This window comes from Janthinobacterium leeuwenhoeki (assembly GCF_051380795.1).
GTDB lineage: Bacteria > Pseudomonadota > Gammaproteobacteria > Burkholderiales > Burkholderiaceae_D > Janthinobacterium.
Genome location: NZ_JBNYXT010000026.1, coordinates 56,895 through 75,462 on the forward strand (window position 1 = coordinate 56,895; position 18,568 = coordinate 75,462).

Here is an 18,568-nt window from a genome sequence, read left to right on the forward strand (position 1 = left end):
TGGATGCTAAAATTCAAACATCTTTCCAGAGAGCAAAAGGACGCGCATGAACCCCAGTACCGAGACGGCCACCGACACTGCCGGCAGCACAGACCTGCCGGCAGTGCCAGCATCGACCGTGACGGCGCCTGCGCCCATCCGCCTGGACAAGGAAGAACTACCCACGGTGCTGGGCAAGCTGCGCACCCTGGTGCAGGACAAGACGCGTTTCGAGCCGCAGGACATCACGCCGCTGGGCGAGGAAGACGTGCTGCAGGATTTTTCCTTGCAGGCAAACTATGCGCTCGAGGCGCGCTTCGAGCAGCGCGTCATCAACGGCTATTTCGCGCCCTCGGGCAATGACTGCCACTGCGGCCTGCATGAGGTAGTAGCACTCGCTCACGCGCAGGAAAAGGAACGCCTGCGCCGCGCGGCGGCAAAGCTCGACAATGCCTTGCGCCAGCCGGGCCAGGCCTACAACGGCATCGAGGCGGGCGTCTACCTGCCGCACGCCGTCAAGTACTGGCACCTCGATACCTGCAGCGCCTGTTCCGGCAAAGGCCGCATCGGCTGCCACACCTGCCACGGGTCGACCACGGAAACCTGCTGGAGCTGCCATGGCGGGCGCACCGTCAGCTGCGACGCCTATGGCTGCTACGGCAGCGGCAAGGTGTCGTGCTCGTATTGCAGCGGCAGCGGCACGGTGTCCGAGCAAGTCACCGATTACATCACGGTGCAAGTGCCCACTACCACCTACAGCAACGGCAGTTCGCACACCAGCTACCACAGCGAAACGCGCCCGCAGTACCGCACCGAGTACCGCTCTTGCTACCATTGCAGCTATGGCAAGGTCAGTTGCAGCACCTGCCACGGTTCCGGCAACATCAATTGCGGCACTTGCCGCGCCAGCGGCAACGTCACCTGCCGCACCTGCAGCGGCGTGGGCGACTTGCGCTGCACCCCCTGCGACGGTTCCGGCAAGGTGGGCAAGGCGGCCTGGGTCGACGTGCACGTGGCGCCCGGCTACAGCGTCAGCCTGCCCAAGCAGGCGCCCGACGACGCGCGCCGCATCCGCGACAAGGAGAGCGTGCACTCACTGGCCGCCATCGCCAGCAGCATGGGCCTGGCGAAAGTGAGCATTTACAATGAAGACCAGCCGCAGGAAGTCGACGCCCTGTACGGCGCCAAGCTGCGCATCGTGCGCCTGGACGCATCGTGCAACGCTGAAAAGCACCACCTGGTGGCGTACGGCACGGACTTGCGCTGGCTGACCCTGGACGACATCGTGGAAAAGCTGCTGCGCGGCGACCTCAAGGCGCTCAGCGACGCGCTGGCCAGCAGCGCCGACGACGGCCTGTTCTCGGCCCACGTGCAGGGTTTGTTGACGCCGCTGCGCGACGTGGCCGCCTCGGAACTGAATGCGGACGTGATCGAGTCTGTCCTCAGCGGCGACGCGGACCACGCGCACGTCGATGTCGTCTCCGCCGAATATGCGCAGAATGTGCGCACCTGCGTGCTGGGCGCCCTGCGCCAGGTCTACACGCGGCTGGCCAAGCAGTTCTGGTGGAAAAGTGCATTGGCCGCCCTGGCCGCCGCCATCGCCACCTGGTTCTTCGCCGGGCGCGGTGCCGCCGCCTTGGCCGGCTTGCTCGTCACGGGCGCCGGCTACTGGCTGTTCAAGCGCAAGGTGAAAGCCGTGCTGAGCGAAGCGCTGGGCGGCGAACAGCAAGCCGAACGCGCCATGGGCATCGCCGGCAAGGGCCGCCGCAACCAGCTGGCGCACGTGCTGATCCTCGCGCCCGCCAGCCTGGCCGTGCTGGCTGCCAGCTATGGCTTGCCCGTGCGCGTGCGCCCGGTTTCTGCCCCGCCGCAGGCAGCCATGGCCTCGGCACCCGTCGCGCCCCATGCGCCAGCCGTCGTGCCGCAGGACGCCACTAGCGCCAAAGCCGTCAAGCTGTACGAAAATGGCGACAAGGCGCAGGCGCTGGCCATGCTGGAAAGCCTGGTCGGCAAGGGCGACGCGGGCGCGTATGGTCTGTATGGCTGGATGCTGCTGATGGGCGAAGGCAAGCCCGGCCCCGTCACCGCGCCGACGGCGCAGCAGCGCGAAGCGCGCCAGGTGGCCGCCAAGCCCCTGATCGGCAAGGGCCTGGTGAAGAACGACAGCTATGCGCTGACGGCGAAAGGCGTGATGCTGGCCGAAGGCTGGCAGGAAGCGCGCAACATGGCGCGCGGGCTGGACCTGCTGAAACAGGCCGCGAACAAAGGCAATGCGCAAGCCATGCATTTGCTGGGCCTGTACCACGTGCGCGGCTACCAGATCCCCGTCAACCACAAGGAAGCGCGCAAATGGTTCACCCTGGCCGCCGACAAGGGCAGCGCGGGCGACATCTACAACCTGGGCCTGATGGACTGGGAAGGCGCGGGCTTGAAACGCCCCGACCGCGCCAGCGCCATGCAGCGCTGGAAGATTGCCGCCGCCATGGGCGAAGAGCGCGCGACCAAGGCCGTCGCGCAGGGAAATCCTTAAGCGGCGGCGCCCGTCCATGCCTGCAAGGCCGCCGGGTTTGGCGTCGGGTGCTTGCCGCCATTGCAAGACGCAGGCCGCAGTCAGGGAAAGAGCGCGATGTGGCCCTCGATGAACAGCAAGGCTGCTGTCGCCAGTGCCGGGCGCTGCGTCTGGAACAGGGCCGCGTCGCGCGTCTGCAGCAAGGTGGCGGCGACGTCAGGCAGCTGCAGCGCGCCGCCGATCAGCGCCGCCACCGCCTCGATGTTTGCGTACCGGGCGCTGTCAAAGCCTTCCCAATCCACGTAGGCCAGCCACTCGGCCAGCGTCACCATGCCAGCGACTTGCGGCGCCAGGGCCGCAATGCGTGCGGCACGCAGCACGCTGTCGCTGCGAATGCCTTCCTGCTGCAACACGGCCAGCGCCACCTGCTGCAGCGCGTCTTCCGGGTCTTGCCGGTATTTGTTCAGCAAGCGCTGCGTCAGCGTGGGCGTGGACACGAGCCTGGCCGCCTGCATGCTTACACCAGCGGATCGGGCAAGCCGGTCAGGGTGAAGATTTCAAAGCCCGTTTCCGTCACGGCCAGCGAGTGCTCGAACTGCGCCGACAGCGAACGGTCTTTCGTCACCGTCGTCCATTTGTCCGGCAAGACCTTGACCTGGTAGCTGCCCACGTTGAGCATCGGCTCAATCGTAAAAATCATGCCCGGTTCCAGCACGATGCCCGTGCCGGCGCGGCCATAGTGCAGCACTTGCGGCGTGTCGTGGAAGACCTGGCCCACGCCATGGCCGCAGAAGTCGCGCACGGAGGAAAAACCCTGCGCCTTGGCCACCGCTTCGATGGCGGCGCCCACGTCGCCCAAAGTGGCGCCCGGGCGCACGGTGTGGATGCCGGCCATCATGGCTTCATACGCCGTGTTGACGAGGCGGTTGGCCAGGATGGAGACGGCGCCCACCTTGAAGGTGCGGCTGGTGTCGCCGAACCAGCCGTTGAACTTCGGCGTCACGTCGATATTGAGGATGTCGCCCACCTTCAGGATCTTGGTCTCGGACGGGATGCCGTGCGTGACCACGTGATTGACGGAGATGCAACTGGCGTGCTTGTAGCCGTGGTAGTCGATGGTACCGGGGATGGCGCCGGCGGCGCGCATGAATTCTTCGCACAGGGCGTCGAGTTTGGCCGTCGATACACCCGGCTTCACGAAGGGTGCGATGTAGTCGAGCGTATCGGCGGCGATGCGGCCGGCGGCGCGCATGCCGATGAAACCTTCTTCATCGTGCAGGGGGATTTTCTTGCCGTGTTCAAGCTGGGTGGAATAGCGCATGGATGTCTTCTTTGTTAGTGTGTGGTGTGGGCGGCCCAGCCGCGCACGGCGTCGTGCGAGGCGCGCAGCATGGCGTCGACACTGGCAGGTATCGGCCGCTCCTGGGTCAGGTAAGGCTTGACGACGGCCACGGGGGCGTCGATCAGCACGAATTTGAGCAGCATGTGGTCGAGGTCCAGCTCCGTGGTGGCGGGCATGGCTTCGGCGCAGCGGACAAAGCAGGCGTCGAGCGCGGCCTGCTCTTCTTCCACGGCGGCCAGCAATTGCTCGCTGAGACCACTGCTGAAATCGGGACTGTCCGCGCATTGCAGCAGGAAGCGCGCATACACGGGCTTGCGCCGGCACCAGTCCAGCAAGCCGTGCACGCCCGCCCAGGTATCTCCGCCTAGCCAGCGGCTGGCCACTTCCTCGCGAAAATCGCTTTTCACGCGCAGCCAGGCGCGCGCCAGGATGGCGTTGCGCGAATCGAAGCGGTGATACACGGAGCCGATGGGCGCACCGGCCTTGACGGCGATGGCAGCCATCGAGACAGCGCCCACGCCGCACTGGGCGGCGACGGCAATCGCGCTGTCGATGAAGTTGTTTTCGTTAAATTTTGCGAGTCTGACCATTCAAATAGAATACAGATTCTATTTGAATTCGTCAAGCGGCCCAGCCAGGCAAGAAACGCGTCCAACGCGAGTTGCGCCGCTGCCTTACAATGGTACGCACGAACCGCTAAAGGAGAATCCGCTTGCTCACGCCCCCTTTCATCGCCTCCTCCCGCTTCGACGATCCACGCCTGGCGTTGGAACAAGTGCAAGCCATTTACCGCAGCAGCATCGAGCACTTGCGCGATGCGCTGCAGCGCTTTGTCGCCGGCGAAGACATGCACGAACGAGTGCGCGCCTGCTACCCCTTCGTGCGCATCCAGACGGACACCGTGGCGCGCGCCGACTCGCCACTGGCCTACGGTTTTGTCGCCGGTCCCGGCGTGTTTGAAACCACCCTGACGCGCCCCGACCTGTTCGGCGACTATTACCTCGACCAGTTCACCCTGCTGCTGAAAAACCATAACAGCGGCCAGAAGGTGCACCTGGAAGTGGGCGTGAGCGCCCAGCCCATCCCCGTGCATTTCTCGTTCGCCGAGCATGACCATATCGAAGGCAATATGAATGCGGGCCGCCGCCTGGCCATGCGCGACCTGTTCGACCTGCCCGACCTGTCGGCCATGGACGACGGCATCGCCAACGGCACGCACGAACCGGCGCATGGCGAAGCGCAGCCGCTGTCGCTGTTCACGGGGCCGCGCGTCGATTACTCGCTGCAGCGCCTGCGCCATTACAGCGGCACCTCGCCGCAGCATTTCCAGAACTTCGTCCTGTTTACCAATTACCAGTTCTACATCGACGAATTCATCCGCCTGGGCCACGCCATGATGGAGCGCGCACCCGACGTGCAAGCGCCCTCGGACGACGACGGCTACATCGCCTTTGTGGAACCGGGCAACGTGGTCACGCGCCGCGTGGGACAGACCGTCGAAAGCGAGGATGCGCTGGGCGCCGCGCCGCCGCGCCTGCCGCAGATGCCCGCCTACCACCTGCTGCGCGCCGATGGCAGCGGCATCACCATGGTCAATATCGGCGTGGGACCGGCCAATGCCAAGACCATCACCGACCACATCGCCGTGCTGCGCCCGCACGCCTGGCTGATGCTCGGCCATTGCGCGGGCTTGCGCACCACGCAAAGCCTGGGTGACTACGTGCTGGCGCATGCGTATGTGCGCGAAGACCATGTGCTCGACGAAGACTTGCCGCTGTGGGTGCCGATCCCGCCGCTGGCGGAAATCCAGCAGGCGCTGCAAACGGCCGTGGCGGAAATCACCCAGCTGACGGGGCATGACTTGAAACACATCATGCGCACGGGGACCGTGGCCAGCACGGACAACCGCAACTGGGAATTGCTGCCGCAGCGCACGCCGGAGCGCCGCTTCAGCCAGAGCCGCGCCATCGCGCTGGACATGGAAAGCGCGACGATCGCCGCCAACGGCTTCCGCTTCCGCGTCCCGTACGGCACCCTGCTGTGCGTCAGCGACAAGCCGCTGCACGGCGAAATCAAGCTGCCCGGCATGGCCAACCACTTTTACCGCGAACGTGTCGACCAGCATCTGCGCATCGGCATCCGCGCCGTGGAACTGCTGCGCCGCCAGGGCGTGGACCGGCTGCATAGCCGCAAATTGCGCAGCTTTGCGGAAGTGGCGTTTCAGTAAGCGAGCGTCAGGGGAAAAACCGGGGATCGTAGCTCCATCGCCGGATGGTGCCGGCGGTGATCGCTGCGGCATCGGCATGCCGGGGATTGAGCAAGACATTGTATTCGTCGGGCACGATCACGGAAGGCACCAACAGCAAGGCGGATTTTCCCGCAGCCATCCAGCCATCGCCAGCCCGCTTGCCCGCCAGGCCGGCAGGTATGGCGTCCCAGCCGCCGGGAAATGGATCGAGTACCTGGCGCGCATTCCACACGACATCGGGAATGGCGATACGCACCAGGTAACGGTTGAACGGCAGGCCGCCGCCCCGCAGGCAATGCACAGTTTCCAGGGTAGCCAGGGCGATACTTGTCGAGCAATACACGACGGGCGCGCCCTTGCTGTTCCAGCGACCACCCGTGATCCTGGCGCCGGTGCCGCTCAGGTCACTGGCGGCATAGGCTGGCGTCTCGACGGCAATACGCCAGAGCACATTCATGCATAAGCCCCGCTCTGCGTCATGGACAGTAGTTCCGCCACCAGCTTTTGCCCCTCGAAGGTATCCATATAGCTGGCCGGCGTGGCGCCCGCCAGCGCAGGCAGCGGTTTGCTCAGCCAATTGGAGACCCAGCGCGCCGCGTCAAAACCGGCGGGATCGCCCGATTGTTCGACCATCACCTGCACCATGCCAATCAGGGTTTCAATCCCCAGCACGCGTTCCGATTCATCCTTCGACAGCAAACTGGCGTCTTTCTCCTTGCGGCTGATGGTGGCACGCGACAGCCCCAGGCTGGACAACAGGAATTCCTTGCTCATGCCCATGCGCGCGGACAGGCGGCTGATCGTCGAGGCTGGAATGCCCCGCCGTATCAGCGCAATGCGCGCATCAGTATCAAAGCCGTACAGCGCCATGCCTTCGTACAGCGTCCTCGCTTGCTGAGCCGGGACGGGAGCATCAGTGTGCCGTTCCATAACCACCTCCTTTAAGACGTAAGTATAGCTCAAATGAGGCGACTCACAAGGAAAGCGCAAGGTCAAAAAAAAATGCCGCTCAGCGCAAGCTGAACGGCATGAGCGGTCGCACCGCACCGCATTCCAGGGTGTTCCTTACAGGAAGCGATCCAAAATTTTCCGCGTCGTCTTGTCGATATTGAACATATCGCGAATCAGGAAATGAATGCCGTGGTTGTCGGCGATCAGCAGCGAAGTGGCGCCGATGCGGCGGATGTCTTCCTCGCCCTTCAGCACGAATTGCGTCTCGCCCCGGTCCGTGTCCACATGCCAGGTGCATGGCGTGGCAAAGCTGGAAACGCTTTTCACGCGCGCGATTTCGGGCATGAATTCGCGCCCTTCCAGCTCTTCCTGCAGCAGGCTGCGCGCCGGCTCGGGCAAGTCGTCGAGGCGGTCGATCCACGCCACTTCCTTGCCATTGCCCAGCACCAGCGAAATGCCTTCATCAGGCGACTGGATGGGGAAGGCGCGCACGGGCGCCACGCCTTCAAAGACCTGGCCGTCCGTGTCCGTCATCACCAGCTTGCCGAAGGTGTCGCAGCTTAATGTAAAAGTTGTACTGGCCATGCTTATTCCTTGTCATCCAGGGCGAGTTCGTTGTTGCGCGCCTGTGCTTCGTAGAGGCGGAAATAGGCGCCCTCTTTCGCCATCAGTTCATCGTGACTGCCCACTTCGACGACCTGGCCGCGGTCCAGCACCACCAGGCGGTCGGCACGGTGCAAGGTCGACAGCCTGTGCGCGATGGCGATCGTCGTGCGGCCTTGTACCAGGTTGTCCAGCGCCTTCTGGATTTCTTTTTCCGTTTCCGAGTCGACCGACGATGTCGCTTCATCCATGATCAGGATGCGCGGGTCGATCAGCAGGGCGCGGGCAATCGAGATGCGCTGGCGTTCGCCGCCCGACAAGCCCTGGCCACGCTCGCCCACCATCGAATCGTAGCCTTGCGGCAGGCGCAGGATGAATTCGTGGGCATGCGCGGCGCGCGCGGCGGCGATGATCTCCTGGCGCGTCGCATGCGGCTTGCCGTAGGCGATATTTTCCGCGATGGTGCCGAAGAACAGGAACGGTTCCTGCAGCACCAGGCCGATATTGCGGCGGTAGTCGGACACGGCGAACGAGCGGATGTCGACGCCGTCGAGCAAAATCGCGCCTTCCGACACGTCATAGAAACGGCAGATCAGGTTGACCAGGGTGCTCTTGCCCGAGCCGCTGTGGCCCACCAGGCCGATCATCTCGCCGGCCTTGATGTTCAGCGTGATGCCGCGGTTGACGGCCCGGTTGCCGTAGCGGAAACCGACTTCGCGCAGGTCGATCCGGCCTTCGATCTTCTCCAGTTTGACGGGTTGCGCCGGTTCCGGCACGCTCGACACGTGGTCGAGGATGTCGAAGATGCGCTTGGCGGCGGAAGCCGATTTCTGCGTCACGGAGACGATGCGGCTCATGGAATCGAGGCGGCCATAGAAACGCGTGCTGTAGGCGATGAAGGCGGTCAGCACGCCGACGGTGATTTCGCCGCGCGACAACTGCCAGATGCCGAAGCACCAGATGACCAATAAGCCCATCTCCGTCAGGAAGGAGACGGTCGGCGAGAACAGCGACCAGACTTTATTGAGCTTGTCGTTGACGGCCAGGTTGTGCGCGTTGGCGTCGCGGAAGCGGGCCGCTTCGCGTTTTTCCTGCGCAAACGCCTTCACCACGCGGATGCCCGGGATCGTATCGGCCAGCACGTTGGTCACTTCACTCCACACGCGGTCGATCTTTTCAAAACCCGTGCGCAAACGGTCGCGCACCAGGTGGATCATCCAGGCGATGAAAGGCAGCGGCGCCAGGGTCATGATGGCCAGCCAGGGGTTCATCGACCACAAAATCACGCCCGTCATGATGATCATCAGTACGTCGGAGGCAAAATCGAGCAAATGCAGCGACAGGAAGACGCAGATGCGGTCGCTGCCGCTGCCGATGCGCGCCATCAGGTCGCCCGTGCGCTTGCCGCCAAAGAATTCCAGCGACAGTTTCATCAAGTGTTCATACGTGGCCGAGCGCAAATCGGCGCCCATGCGTTCTGACACCAGGGCCAGCACATAGGTCTTGCCCCAGCCCAGCAGCCAGGCCAGCAAGGCCGAGCCGAGCAAGCCGCTCATGTAGTACACCACCAGCCATGGGTCGATGTGCTTGCCGTTTTGATACGGAATCAGCACATTATCCATCAGCGGCGCCGTCAGGTAGGGCGGAATCATGTGCGCGGCCGTACTCAGCAGCATCAGCATGAAGCCCAGGGCCAGCTGGCCACGGTAGGGATGGGCGAAGCGCCACAGGCGGAACAGGGTCCAGGTGGATGGCGGCGTGTACAGCACCTTGGCGCAGATCGGGCATTCTTCCTGCTCGGGTTCCAAGGGCGCCTTGCAACTCGGACACACTTCCTGCTCTGCTTGCAGCACGGGCTGGCCCGTCAGGTGGCTGTCGAGGCGCTCGACGAACTGCTCCAGCACGCGGATGGCGTGCAGATTCTGGCCCAAGGTGAAGCGCCACGAGGCCAGGCGGCCGTGGTCGTCGAACAGTTCCAGGTGGCCGACACCGGCGTGGTCGTGGTGCGTCAGGCGCAATCCAGGGCGGAAAGACCAGCTTTTCCAGGCAGTATCGCCCGGGGAACGGGCCAGTAAACGCTTCTCGGTGACAACAATTATGCCTTTTGTGAAACGTAATCGCGCATCGAGGTCAACCTCAACGCTACTTAAAACGTTCTCCCCTGGAGAAAGCTTGCTCTCCACTTCCGCCAGCCAGTGTTCCGGCAGCGAAGTGAGGGGAATAGTTGTTGCAGGAACACTCAGTTCAGTTGTCATCGTAAAGCATACTCCGGCTCGAGGCCAAGCCCTTCAGGGCGGGATTTGGGGGGATGGGGCAGACGCCCGATCAATGTTTGTGTACTGCGCGATGGCGAGGTAGATGCACCAGTGGCAATTTCCTGTATTGTATCGAATGGATGCCTGCCGGTAAGGAATGATGGTAAAACGGCGCAAAAAAATGCGCGGCCATCGTACACGGACAAGTATACAACAGCCCGCTGTTGCGCAAATGCGCCAGCTTGGACCAGAGTCGGTATCTTTATAACAAGCATAGCAACAATTAGTAACAATTAGAATGACAACACCAGCAGAATAAGGGAAGCAAACGCGACAAGGGGCTGCTAAAAGTGGCACACTGCGCATACCCGGGATAGAGAACCAAGCACGAGCCTGAAAAGACTCTGTAGAGCCAACATAAAGTATCTGGCGCCCAGACGCCTGGCCTGTTATCAAGAAACCACTTACATGATCAAGAAGAAGAACATCGAATTTGCCCGCGTCACCCACTTGCGCGGCCCCAACATCTGGACATATCGCCCGGTGATTGAAGCCTGGGTCGACATCGGCGAGCTGGAAGACTATCCATCCAATACCCTGCCCGGCCTGTACGAGCGCCTGGTGGCGTGGCTGCCCGGCATGATCGAGCACCGCTGCGGCGTGGGCGAACGGGGCGGCTTTTTCGAGCGCCTGCGCGAAGGCACCTGGTCGGCCCACATCCTCGAACACGTGGTGCTGGAACTGCAAAACCTGGCAGGCATGCGCACGGGCTTCGGCCAGACGCGCTCGACCAGCCAGCGCGGCGTCTACAAGATGGCCTTCCGCACGCGCGAAGAGCACGTGGGCCGCGCCGCCCTGGCCGCCGCGCGCGAACTGCTGATGGCCGCCATCAACGATGAAGCCTATGACCTGGAAGCGGCCCTGGCGCCCCTGCGCGACATGGTAGATTCGCGCTGCCTGGGCCCGAGCACGGCCAGCATCGTCGATGCGGCCACCGAGCGCGGCATCCCTTCCCTGCGCCTGAATGACGGCAACCTGGTGCAACTGGGCCACGGCGCCGCGCAGCGCCGCATCTGGACGGCCGAAACGGACCGCACCAGCGCGATTGCCGAAGGCATCGCCAGCGACAAGGACCTGACCAAATTCCTGCTCAAATCGTGCGGCGTACGCGTCCCTGAAGGCAGCCTGGTGCGCAGCGCCGAAGCGGCCTGGGAAGAAGCGCAAGACATCGGCGTGCCCGTCGTCGTGAAACCGTATGATGGCAACCATGGCCGCGGCGTGTCGCTCAACCTGATGACGGAAGCGGACGTGAAAGCGGCCTACGAACTGGCCGCGCGCAAGGGCGACAGCTCGGCCGTGCTAGTGGAAAGCTTCATCACGGGCGACGAACACCGCCTTCTCGTGGTCGGCAACAAACTGATCGCGGCCGCCAAGGGCGAATCCCTGTGGGTCGATGGCGACGGCGTCTCCACCGTGCTGGAACTGGTGAACACGCAGATCAATACCGATCCGCGCCGCGGCGAAGGCGAAGACTTCCCGCTGGGCACCGTCAAGCCGCATGAATCGGGCGAAATCGTGCTGGAACTGCAGCGCCAGGGCATGACCGCCCTGTCCGTGCCGCAGGCGGGCCAGAAAGTGCTGATCCAGCCGAACGGCAACGTGGCCATCGACGTCACGGACGACGTGCACCCGTCCGTCGTGCATGCAGCCCTGCTGGCCGCCAGAGTCGTGGGCCTGGATATCGCCGGCATCGACCTGGTCACCACCGACATCACGCGTCCGCTGGAAGAGCAGCGCGGCGCCATCATCGAAGTCAATGCCAGCCCTGGCTTGCTGGCGCACATCAAGCCGGGCGTGGGCCAGCCCCGCCCTGTGGGCGCGGCCATCGTCGATCACCTGTTCGCGCCCGGGGAAACGGGCCGCATTCCGCTGATCGGCGTGACGGGCACGCGCGGCGCCAGCCTGATCGTGCGCATGCTGTGCAAACTGCTCAACCTGTCGGGCCTGCACACAGGCGCCGTATGCAGCGAAGGCATGTACCTGGACCAGCGCCGTGTCGTCAGCAGCGATTGCGTGAACTGGGATGCGGGCCAGCGCCTGCTGCTCAACCGCACCGTGCAGACAGCCCTGTTCGAGAGCAATCCGCGCATGATCCTGGCCGAAGGCCTGGCCTACGACAAATGCCAGATCGGCATCGTCACCGACATGGGCAGCCTCGACAGCGTCAAGGATTTCGACGTGCTGGACGATGCTGGCCTGTACAAGGCAGTGCGCAGCCAGGTCGACGTGGTGGTGCCGACGGGCGTGGCCGTGCTGAACGCCGCCAACCCACACGTGCTGGAACTGGCCGAACTGTGCGACGGCAGCGTGACCCTGTATGCGCAGGATGGCAGCCTGGCCGCCATCGCGGCGCAACTGGCCGCCGGCCAGCGTGCCGTGTTCGTGCGCGGCAACCACATCGTGCTGGCCGAAGGCGGCATCGAAACGGTCTTGCTGTGCCTGGACTTGCTGAAACCGGCCACGGCCGGCAATGTTGACAGCGTACTGGCCGTGGCGGCCGCCGCCTGGGCCCTGAACCTGCCCGTCGACCTTATCTGCGCAGGTTTACGCACGTTCGATGCGGCCCCGGGCTGCATCGGCAACTAATCGGCAACCAAGGTACAGGCAAAGCAGCACTCAAGCCCGGCCAGGACGGCCGGGCCCACAAGAACACAACAGGATTACGGTTTAATTATGGAAGTATCTCGCGTACGGGCCTTGCGGGGCCCTAACCTCTGGAGCCACGACACCGCCGTGGAAGCCATTGTTTCCTGCACCACGCAGGAACTCGACATCGCCCAGCTGCCCGGCTTCGAAGCCCGCCTGCGCGCGCGCTTTCCGCAACTGAGCCCGCTGCAACCGCTGGGCAACTACAACGCGGCGCCGATGGCGCAGGTGCTGGAACTGGCGGCGCTGGGCCTGCAGGCGCAAGCCGGCTGCCCCGTCACCTTCAGCCGCACCACGCCGACCCTGGAAACGGGTATCTTCCAGGTCGTCGTCGAATACTCGGAAGAAGCCGTGGGCCGCCTGGCTTTGACCCTGGCGCAGCAGCTGTGCCAGGCCGCGCTCGACGATGCGCCGTTCGACCTGGCCGGCGCCCTGCACCAGTTGCAGGAACTCGATGAAGACGTGCGCCTGGGCCCATCGACGGGCGCCATCGTCAACGCCGCCGTGGCGCGCAACATCCCGTTCCGCCGCCTGACCGAAGGCAGCCTGGTGACGTTCGGCTGGGGCAGCCGCCAGCGCAAGATCCAGGCTGCCGAAATGGACGGTACCAGCGCGATTGCCGAAGCCATCGCGCAAGACAAGGAACTGACGAAAAAACTGCTCGATTCGGCCGGCGTGCCGGTGCCGCACGGCCGTGTCGCCGTCGATGCCGACGACGCCTGGGCCGCCGCCTGCGAGATCGGCCTGCCCGTCGTCGTCAAGCCCAAGGATGGCAACCAGGGCAAGGGCGTGACCGTCAATGTCACCACGCGCGAACAGCTGACGGCCGGCTTCCTCGCGGCGCAGGAATTCCGCGACGACATTCTCGTCGAGCGCTATCTGCCGGGCCACGATTTCCGTTTGCTCGTCATCGGCAACAAGATGGTGGCAGCGGCCCGCCGCGACCCGCCGCAAGTGGTGGGCGATGGCCAGCACACGGTGCGCGAACTGGTCGACCAGGTCAACCTGGACCCGCGCCGCGGCAGCGGCCACGCTACCTCGCTGACGAAAATCCGCTTCGACGACATCGCCCTGGCCAGCCTGGCCAAGCAGGGTTATGTGGCCGAATCCGTGCCGCCCGTGGGCCAGCGCGTGATTTTGCGCAATAACGCCAACCTGTCGACGGGCGGCTCGGCCACCGACGTCACCGTCGACGTGCACCCGGAAGTGGCGGCGCGCGCCGTCGCGGCCGCGCACATGGTGGGCCTGGACATCTGCGGCGTGGACATCGTCTCCGAAAGCATTCTGAAACCGCTGGAAGAGCAGAACGCCGGTATCGTGGAAGTCAACGCAGCACCGGGCTTGCGCATGCACCTGGCGCCGTCGTTCGGCAAGCCGCGCCCCGTGGGTGAAGCCATCATTGCCGCCATGTTCGCCGAGGGCGACGATGGCCGCATCCCAGTCGTTGCCGTCACCGGCACCAACGGCAAGACCACCACCGTGCGCCTGATCGCCCACCTGCTGACGGCTTCCGGCCTGCGCACGGGCATGACCAATACCGATGGCGTGTACATCGAAGGACGCCAGATCGACAGCGGCGACTGCAGCGGCCCGCGCAGCGCGCGCAACGTGCTGCTGCACCCGGACGTGGACGCGGCCGTGTTCGAAACGGCGCGCGGCGGCATGCTGCGCGAAGGCCTGGCCTTCGACCGCTGCCAGGTCGCCGTGGTGACGAATATCGGCGCGGGCGACCACCTGGGCCTGAACTACATCACCACCGTGGAAGACCTCGCGGTACTGAAAAGAGTGATCGTGCAGAACGTGGCCGACAGCGGCGTGGCCGTGTTGAACGCCACCGATCCGGCCGTGGCCCGCATGGCCAAGAATTGCAGCGGCACGGTGACCTTCTTCGCCGCCGACAAGACGCATCCCGTGATGGCCACGCACCGCGCGCAAGGCAACCGCGTCGTGTATGTGGAAGACGGTATGCTGGTCGCGGCGCAGGGCAAGGAACGCCACGAGATCGCCCTGTCGCAAGTGCCGATCACGCGCAACGGCGCCATCGGCTTCCAGGTCGACAACGTCATGGCTTCCCTGGCCGCCGCCTGGGCCGTGGGCCTGGACTGGAAAACCATCGCGCTGGGCCTGAAAACCTTTGCCAATGAAGCCGACAATGCGCCGGGCCGTTTCAATGTGTTTGACTACAAGGGCGCCACCCTGATCGCCGACTACGGCCACAATCCGGACGCCATCCTGGCGCTGGTGCAGGCCGTGGAAAGCATGCCGGCCAAGCGCCGCCTTGTCGTCATCAGCGGCGCCGGCGACCGCCGCGACGATGACATCCGCCAGCAGACGGAAATCCTCGGCGCCGCCTTCGACGACGTGCTGCTGTACCAGGACCAGTGCCAGCGCGGCCGCGCCGACGGCGAAGTGGTGGCCTTGCTGCGCCAGGGCTTGAACGGCGCCAAGCGCACCAGCCATATCGATGAAATCAACGGCGAATTCGTCGCCATCGACAAGGCCCTCGCGCGCCTCGGTGAAGGCGATCTGTGCCTGATCCTGATCGACCAGGTGGAAGAAGCGCTGGCGCACATCGCCAAGCGCGTCGCCGAAGCGTAAGCAGCGCATCACTGCGCACGAGGGCGGCCTGCGTGCCGCCCTTTTTATTGCCTTGTGAAATCTATCCGACAGTGGAGTGATCTGGCGCAAAGTGGCGCCGCCGGCGCGCTTTTATGCTGGCAGCCTGACTAGCGAACCCGGCGGGGACAGCATGCGTGATGCACAGCAGGTCGATGCGCAGTTATTTCAACCCGACATCCCGGTGCGGCTCGACATGCGCACGGCGGCACTGGTCGAGCATGCGCTGGCCTTGCAGGAAATGGCTGGCACGGGCGCCGCCGCCCTGTTTTTGCACTGCCACGACGTGCCGCTACCCACCGCCTTGCGCGTGCTGACGACGGGACCGCGCCGCCAACCGGCCGGGCCGCACCTGCTTTCCCGCCTGCGTCCGCGCACGGCCGCCCTGGCGCAAGGCTAGCAGCTACCGGCACGCTGACGAATCCTGTACCATCGCCGCAACCTATCAACTGAGGCACGGCGATGCAGGCAGCGACACCCCACGACTCCTATGCGGCACTGATGGACCTGATCAAGGCGCGCCATGCGGAACTGAGCCCGCAATTCCAGGCCGGCGCACGCTACCTGGCCGACCACCCGGACGAGGTGGCCGTATCCTCGATGCGCAGCATCGCCACGCGCGCGCAAGTGCAATCGGCCGCCCTGGTGCGCCTGGCGCAACAGCTGGGCTTTGCCGGCTGGCCGGAACTCAAAGCCATCTTCGTCGAGCGCCTGCGCGCCGGACCGGCCGGCTACGCGGCGAAGGCGGGCGCGCTGGCCGGCAAGGACGGAGACCTGGTCACCGAAGTGTTCACGGTGCAGCAGCGTAACCTGGCCACCACGGAAAGCGCCAACCACGGCGCCCTGGACGCGGCCGCCAGCCTGCTGCAGGCGGCGCCCCGCGTGCATGTGGCGGGCTTTCGCGCCGCCCACCCCATCGCCTACACCTTGCACTACCTGTACCGCCTGCTGCGCCCCAGCGTGCAGCTGCTGAGCGGCCAGGGCGGCACCCTGGAAATGGACTTGCGCGCCCTGCAGGCGGGCGAAGCCGTCGTCGTCGTCAGCTTCGCGCCGTATTCCAGCGAAGCGCTGCTGGTGGCGCAGGCGGCGCGCCAGGCTGGTTGCCAGGTGCTCGCCATCAGCGACAGCGCCATGTCGCCGCTGGCCCTGCAGGCCGACGCCAGCATCGTCATCACCGTCGACAGCCCCTCGTTCTTCCCCTCCATCGTGGCCGGCGTGGCCGCCGTGGAAAGCCTGGTGGAATTGCTGGTGGCGCGCGCGGGGCCGGATGCCGTGCAAGCCATCGGCGCGGCGGAAAAGCAATTACGGGCGCTGGGCGCGTACGCAAAAACATCGAGTGATGTAAAATAAAAATAAATACATCAATCGTTGCATTGCGGCGCGGCGCATCCTATACTCGGCCATCCCCCTTGCCGACAAGAAAGCGATGTCCATGAGCCATGTCTTCCACCGCAGCCTGACCGCCAATTACCCTGTCGCCACGGGCGGCGATGGCCCTTACCTGATCGATGCAAACGGTAAACGCTACCTGGATGCCTGCGGCGGCGCGGCCGTCTCGTGCCTGGGCCATTCGGATGCGGCCGTGATCGCCGCCGTGCAGCAGCAGATTGCCAGCATGGCGTACGCGCACAGCTCCTTCTTTACCAGCGAACCGATGGAGCAGTTGGCCGATTTCCTCGTCGCCCGGGCGCCTGCCGGCATCGACAGCGTGTATTTCGTCTCGGGCGGCTCGGAAGCGGTGGAAAGCGCGCTCAAGCTGGCGCGCCAGTATTTCGTGGAACGGGGCCAGCCGCAGCGCCGCCACGTCATCGCGCGCCGCCAGAGCTACCACGGCAACACCCTGGGCGCGCTGGCCACGGGCGGCAACGCCTGGCGCCGCCAGCAGTTCGAGCCGTTGCTGATAGGCGTGACGCATGTGTCGCCCTGCTACGCCTGGCGCGACCAGCCAGCCCATGAAACGGATGCTGACTACGTGGCGCGCCTTGGCCAGGAACTGGAAGACAATATCGCCGCACTGGGCGCGGACAAGGTCATGGCCTTCATCGCCGAACCCGTCGTCGGCGCCACGGCTGGCGCCCTGCCCGCCGTCCCCGGCTACTTCCAGCGCATGCGCGACATTTGCCAGCGCCACGGCATCCTCCTGATCCTCGACGAAGTCATGTGCGGCATGGGCCGCACGGGCAGCCTGTTCGCCTGCGAGCAGGAAGCCATTACCGCCGACCTGATCTGCATCGCCAAGGGCCTGGGCGCCGGCTACCAGCCTATCGGCGCCGTGATGGTATCCAAAGACATCCGCGACACCCTCCGCGCCGGCACGGGCTTCTTCCAGCACGGCCACACCTATATCGGCCACGCCACCGCCTGCGCCGCCGCCCTGGCCGTGCAGCGGCAAATCGAGGAACGCGATTTGCTGGCCAACGTGCGCGCCATGGGCGACTTGATGCAGGAGCAGCTGCATGCGCGTTTCGACAGCCATCCGCACGTGGGCGACATCCGTGGCCGCGGCCTGTTCCTGGGCCTGGAACTGGTGCAGAACCGCGCCAGCAAGCAGCCGTTCGACCCAGCCCGCCGCCTGCACGCGCGCATCAAGGCGCACGCCATGCAAAACGGATTGATGTGCTACCCCATGGGCGGCACCATCGACGGCCAGCACGGCGACCACATCCTGCTGGCGCCGCCCTACATCATCAACGCCAGCCACATCGATGAAATCGTCGACAAGCTGGGCGCGGCTATCGATGCCAGCCTGTGTTAACCGCGCCCGCTGTTGCCCACGGTGGACATCAGGCTGGCGCCGCAGCTGGTCTTGTGCCCGTCAAAGGCCACAGGCACGCCATCGATCAGTACCTGCGAATCGCCCTCGGCGATCACGCAACGCACATGACCTTTTATCGGACACACGCAAGGGTCGCCCTTGCGCGCCACGGCCACGCCCAGCACCGTGCTGTTCGGTGCCGCGCCCACCACCTTGCCACCATGGCTGGTGGGGTCGTTCAAGCGAATCACGCCACGCATGTTTTTCTCCCTGGATAACTAAAGCACTTTATTGCGAAAACCCCTGGTAATACTCGGGCGCATCGTGGCGCAAGCCCCACCACGGCAAGTAAGCGTGGTTGCCGCTGCGCGCGCGGAACCACGGCTTGTCGGGCCGGATCGGCCGCACGACGGCCGGCGGCGCCACCACCAGCGCCACGGGGGCAAGCAGGTCGCTGGTGCCGGCCACCAGCACGGGCTTGCCAACGTGATGCGCGTAAGCGATGCCTAGCGCCACGTTCGTCAGGGCAGTACCCGCGCCCGTCTCGCCCAGCACGGCGGTCAAATTGAAGCTTTGTTTTAGGAAATCGAATTCCGGCAATTGC

15 protein-coding genes and 1 pseudogene are annotated in these 18,568 nt (G+C 64.8%); 7 read left to right on the plus strand and 9 right to left on the minus strand.

Annotation, left to right across the window (positions count from 1 at the left end; all coding sequences use genetic code 11):
• Positions 1–46: 46 nt before the first annotated feature.
• Positions 47–2,509 (plus strand): tetratricopeptide repeat protein, encoded by a 2,463-nt coding sequence (locus tag ACQ4WS_RS18715; RefSeq protein ID WP_436478579.1) that lies wholly within the window; start codon positions 47–49, stop codon positions 2,507–2,509.
• Positions 2,510–2,589: 80 nt separating this feature from the next.
• Here the strand turns inward: ACQ4WS_RS18715 and ACQ4WS_RS18720 are convergent, their stop codons facing one another.
• From ACQ4WS_RS18720 to ACQ4WS_RS18730, 3 genes are read right to left on the minus strand one after another with little or no spacing between them, the layout of a single operon-like run.
• Entirely contained in the window at positions 2,590–2,985 is a 396-nt protein-coding gene (locus tag ACQ4WS_RS18720) for a hypothetical protein (RefSeq protein ID WP_436478580.1), read from the minus strand.
• Positions 2,986–3,005: 20 nt separating this feature from the next.
• On the minus strand, positions 3,006–3,809 hold the full coding sequence (map, locus tag ACQ4WS_RS18725; RefSeq protein ID WP_436478581.1) for a type I methionyl aminopeptidase: 804 nt from the start codon (positions 3,807–3,809) through the stop codon (positions 3,006–3,008).
• Positions 3,810–3,823: 14 nt separating this feature from the next.
• Complete coding sequence (locus ACQ4WS_RS18730; protein WP_436478582.1) at positions 3,824–4,420, minus strand: TetR/AcrR family transcriptional regulator; 597 nt, start codon at positions 4,418–4,420, stop codon at positions 3,824–3,826.
• A 122-nt stretch (positions 4,421–4,542) separates the two neighbouring features.
• On the opposite strand from ACQ4WS_RS18730, the gene ACQ4WS_RS18735 reads away from it, so the two are divergent.
• Positions 4,543–6,057 (plus strand): AMP nucleosidase, encoded by a 1,515-nt coding sequence (locus ACQ4WS_RS18735; RefSeq protein WP_436478583.1) that lies wholly within the window; start codon positions 4,543–4,545, stop codon positions 6,055–6,057.
• 7 nt (positions 6,058–6,064) lie between these two features.
• Here the strand turns inward: ACQ4WS_RS18735 and ACQ4WS_RS18740 are convergent, their stop codons facing one another.
• The 4 genes from ACQ4WS_RS18740 to ACQ4WS_RS18755 all read right to left on the minus strand — a co-directional run bounded on the left by ACQ4WS_RS18740 (position 6,065) and on the right by ACQ4WS_RS18755 (position 9,887).
• On the minus strand, positions 6,065–6,535 hold the full coding sequence (locus tag ACQ4WS_RS18740) for an RES family NAD+ phosphorylase (protein WP_436478584.1): 471 nt from the start codon (positions 6,533–6,535) through the stop codon (positions 6,065–6,067).
• Positions 6,532–7,008: an Xre family toxin-antitoxin system antitoxin gene (locus ACQ4WS_RS18745; RefSeq protein ID WP_436478585.1), complete on the minus strand. Its 477-nt coding sequence runs from the start codon at positions 7,006–7,008 to the stop codon at positions 6,532–6,534. Before ACQ4WS_RS18745 ends, ACQ4WS_RS18740 begins: the two co-directional genes overlap by 4 nt.
• A gap of 135 nt (positions 7,009–7,143) precedes the next feature.
• Complete coding sequence (locus tag ACQ4WS_RS18750) at positions 7,144–7,614, minus strand: cyanophycin metabolism-associated DUF1854 family protein (protein ID WP_436478586.1); 471 nt, start codon at positions 7,612–7,614, stop codon at positions 7,144–7,146.
• Positions 7,615–7,616: 2 nt separating this feature from the next.
• Positions 7,617–9,887 (minus strand): cyanophycin metabolism-associated ABC transporter, encoded by a 2,271-nt coding sequence (locus ACQ4WS_RS18755; protein ID WP_436478587.1) that lies wholly within the window; start codon positions 9,885–9,887, stop codon positions 7,617–7,619.
• A gap of 468 nt (positions 9,888–10,355) precedes the next feature.
• Here ACQ4WS_RS18755 and ACQ4WS_RS18760 point away from each other — a divergent pair, with 468 nt between their 5' ends.
• The 5 genes from ACQ4WS_RS18760 (at position 10,356) to ACQ4WS_RS18780 (ending at position 17,964) form a co-directional block, all read left to right on the plus strand.
• A complete protein-coding gene (locus ACQ4WS_RS18760; protein ID WP_436478588.1) occupies positions 10,356–12,533 on the plus strand; it encodes a cyanophycin synthetase in 2,178 nt (725 codons plus the stop codon).
• A gap of 87 nt (positions 12,534–12,620) precedes the next feature.
• Positions 12,621–15,191 carry a cyanophycin synthetase gene (cphA, locus tag ACQ4WS_RS18765; protein ID WP_436478589.1) on the plus strand — a complete coding sequence of 857 codons (2,571 nt, stop codon included), beginning with the start codon at positions 12,621–12,623 and terminating at the stop codon, positions 15,189–15,191.
• Between the two features lie 151 nt (positions 15,192–15,342).
• Positions 15,343–15,609 carry a hypothetical protein gene (locus ACQ4WS_RS18770; RefSeq protein ID WP_436478590.1) on the plus strand — a complete coding sequence of 89 codons (267 nt, stop codon included), beginning with the start codon at positions 15,343–15,345 and terminating at the stop codon, positions 15,607–15,609.
• A gap of 62 nt (positions 15,610–15,671) precedes the next feature.
• Positions 15,672–16,559, plus strand: a complete 888-nt coding sequence (locus tag ACQ4WS_RS18775; protein ID WP_436478591.1) for a MurR/RpiR family transcriptional regulator — start codon at positions 15,672–15,674, stop codon at positions 16,557–16,559.
• Positions 16,560–16,641: 82 nt separating this feature from the next.
• Entirely contained in the window at positions 16,642–17,964 is a 1,323-nt protein-coding gene (locus ACQ4WS_RS18780) for an aspartate aminotransferase family protein (protein WP_436478592.1), read from the plus strand.
• On the opposite strand, the gene ACQ4WS_RS18785 is transcribed toward ACQ4WS_RS18780, so the two are convergent.
• Both ACQ4WS_RS18785 and ACQ4WS_RS18790 read right to left on the minus strand, forming a co-directional pair.
• Complete coding sequence (locus ACQ4WS_RS18785; RefSeq protein WP_436478593.1) at positions 17,961–18,224, minus strand: PAAR domain-containing protein; 264 nt, start codon at positions 18,222–18,224, stop codon at positions 17,961–17,963. The two genes, ACQ4WS_RS18780 and ACQ4WS_RS18785, sit on opposite strands and share 4 nt — an antisense overlap.
• Positions 18,225–18,252: 28 nt before the next feature.
• Positions 18,253–18,568, minus strand: a pseudogene (locus tag ACQ4WS_RS18790) (hypothetical protein); the annotation flags it as partial.

Coding starts and splice junctions, on each gene's coding strand:
- ACQ4WS_RS18715 (WP_436478579.1), top strand. CDS start 47: ATGAACCCCAGTACCGAGACGGCCACCGACACTGCCGGCAGCACAGAC.
- map (WP_436478581.1), bottom strand. CDS start 3,809: ATGCGCTATTCCACCCAGCTTGAACACGGCAAGAAAATCCCCCTGCAC.
- ACQ4WS_RS18730 (WP_436478582.1), bottom strand. CDS start 4,420: ATGGTCAGACTCGCAAAATTTAACGAAAACAACTTCATCGACAGCGCG.
- ACQ4WS_RS18740 (WP_436478584.1), bottom strand. CDS start 6,535: ATGAATGTGCTCTGGCGTATTGCCGTCGAGACGCCAGCCTATGCCGCC.
- ACQ4WS_RS18745 (WP_436478585.1), bottom strand. CDS start 7,008: ATGGAACGGCACACTGATGCTCCCGTCCCGGCTCAGCAAGCGAGGACG.
- ACQ4WS_RS18750 (WP_436478586.1), bottom strand. CDS start 7,614: ATGGCCAGTACAACTTTTACATTAAGCTGCGACACCTTCGGCAAGCTG.
- ACQ4WS_RS18755 (WP_436478587.1), bottom strand. CDS start 9,887: ATGACAACTGAACTGAGTGTTCCTGCAACAACTATTCCCCTCACTTCG.
- ACQ4WS_RS18760 (WP_436478588.1), top strand. CDS start 10,356: ATGATCAAGAAGAAGAACATCGAATTTGCCCGCGTCACCCACTTGCGC.
- cphA (WP_436478589.1), top strand. CDS start 12,621: ATGGAAGTATCTCGCGTACGGGCCTTGCGGGGCCCTAACCTCTGGAGC.
- ACQ4WS_RS18770 (WP_436478590.1), top strand. CDS start 15,343: ATGCGTGATGCACAGCAGGTCGATGCGCAGTTATTTCAACCCGACATC.
- ACQ4WS_RS18775 (WP_436478591.1), top strand. CDS start 15,672: ATGCAGGCAGCGACACCCCACGACTCCTATGCGGCACTGATGGACCTG.
- ACQ4WS_RS18780 (WP_436478592.1), top strand. CDS start 16,642: ATGAGCCATGTCTTCCACCGCAGCCTGACCGCCAATTACCCTGTCGCC.
- ACQ4WS_RS18785 (WP_436478593.1), bottom strand. CDS start 18,224: ATGCGTGGCGTGATTCGCTTGAACGACCCCACCAGCCATGGTGGCAAG.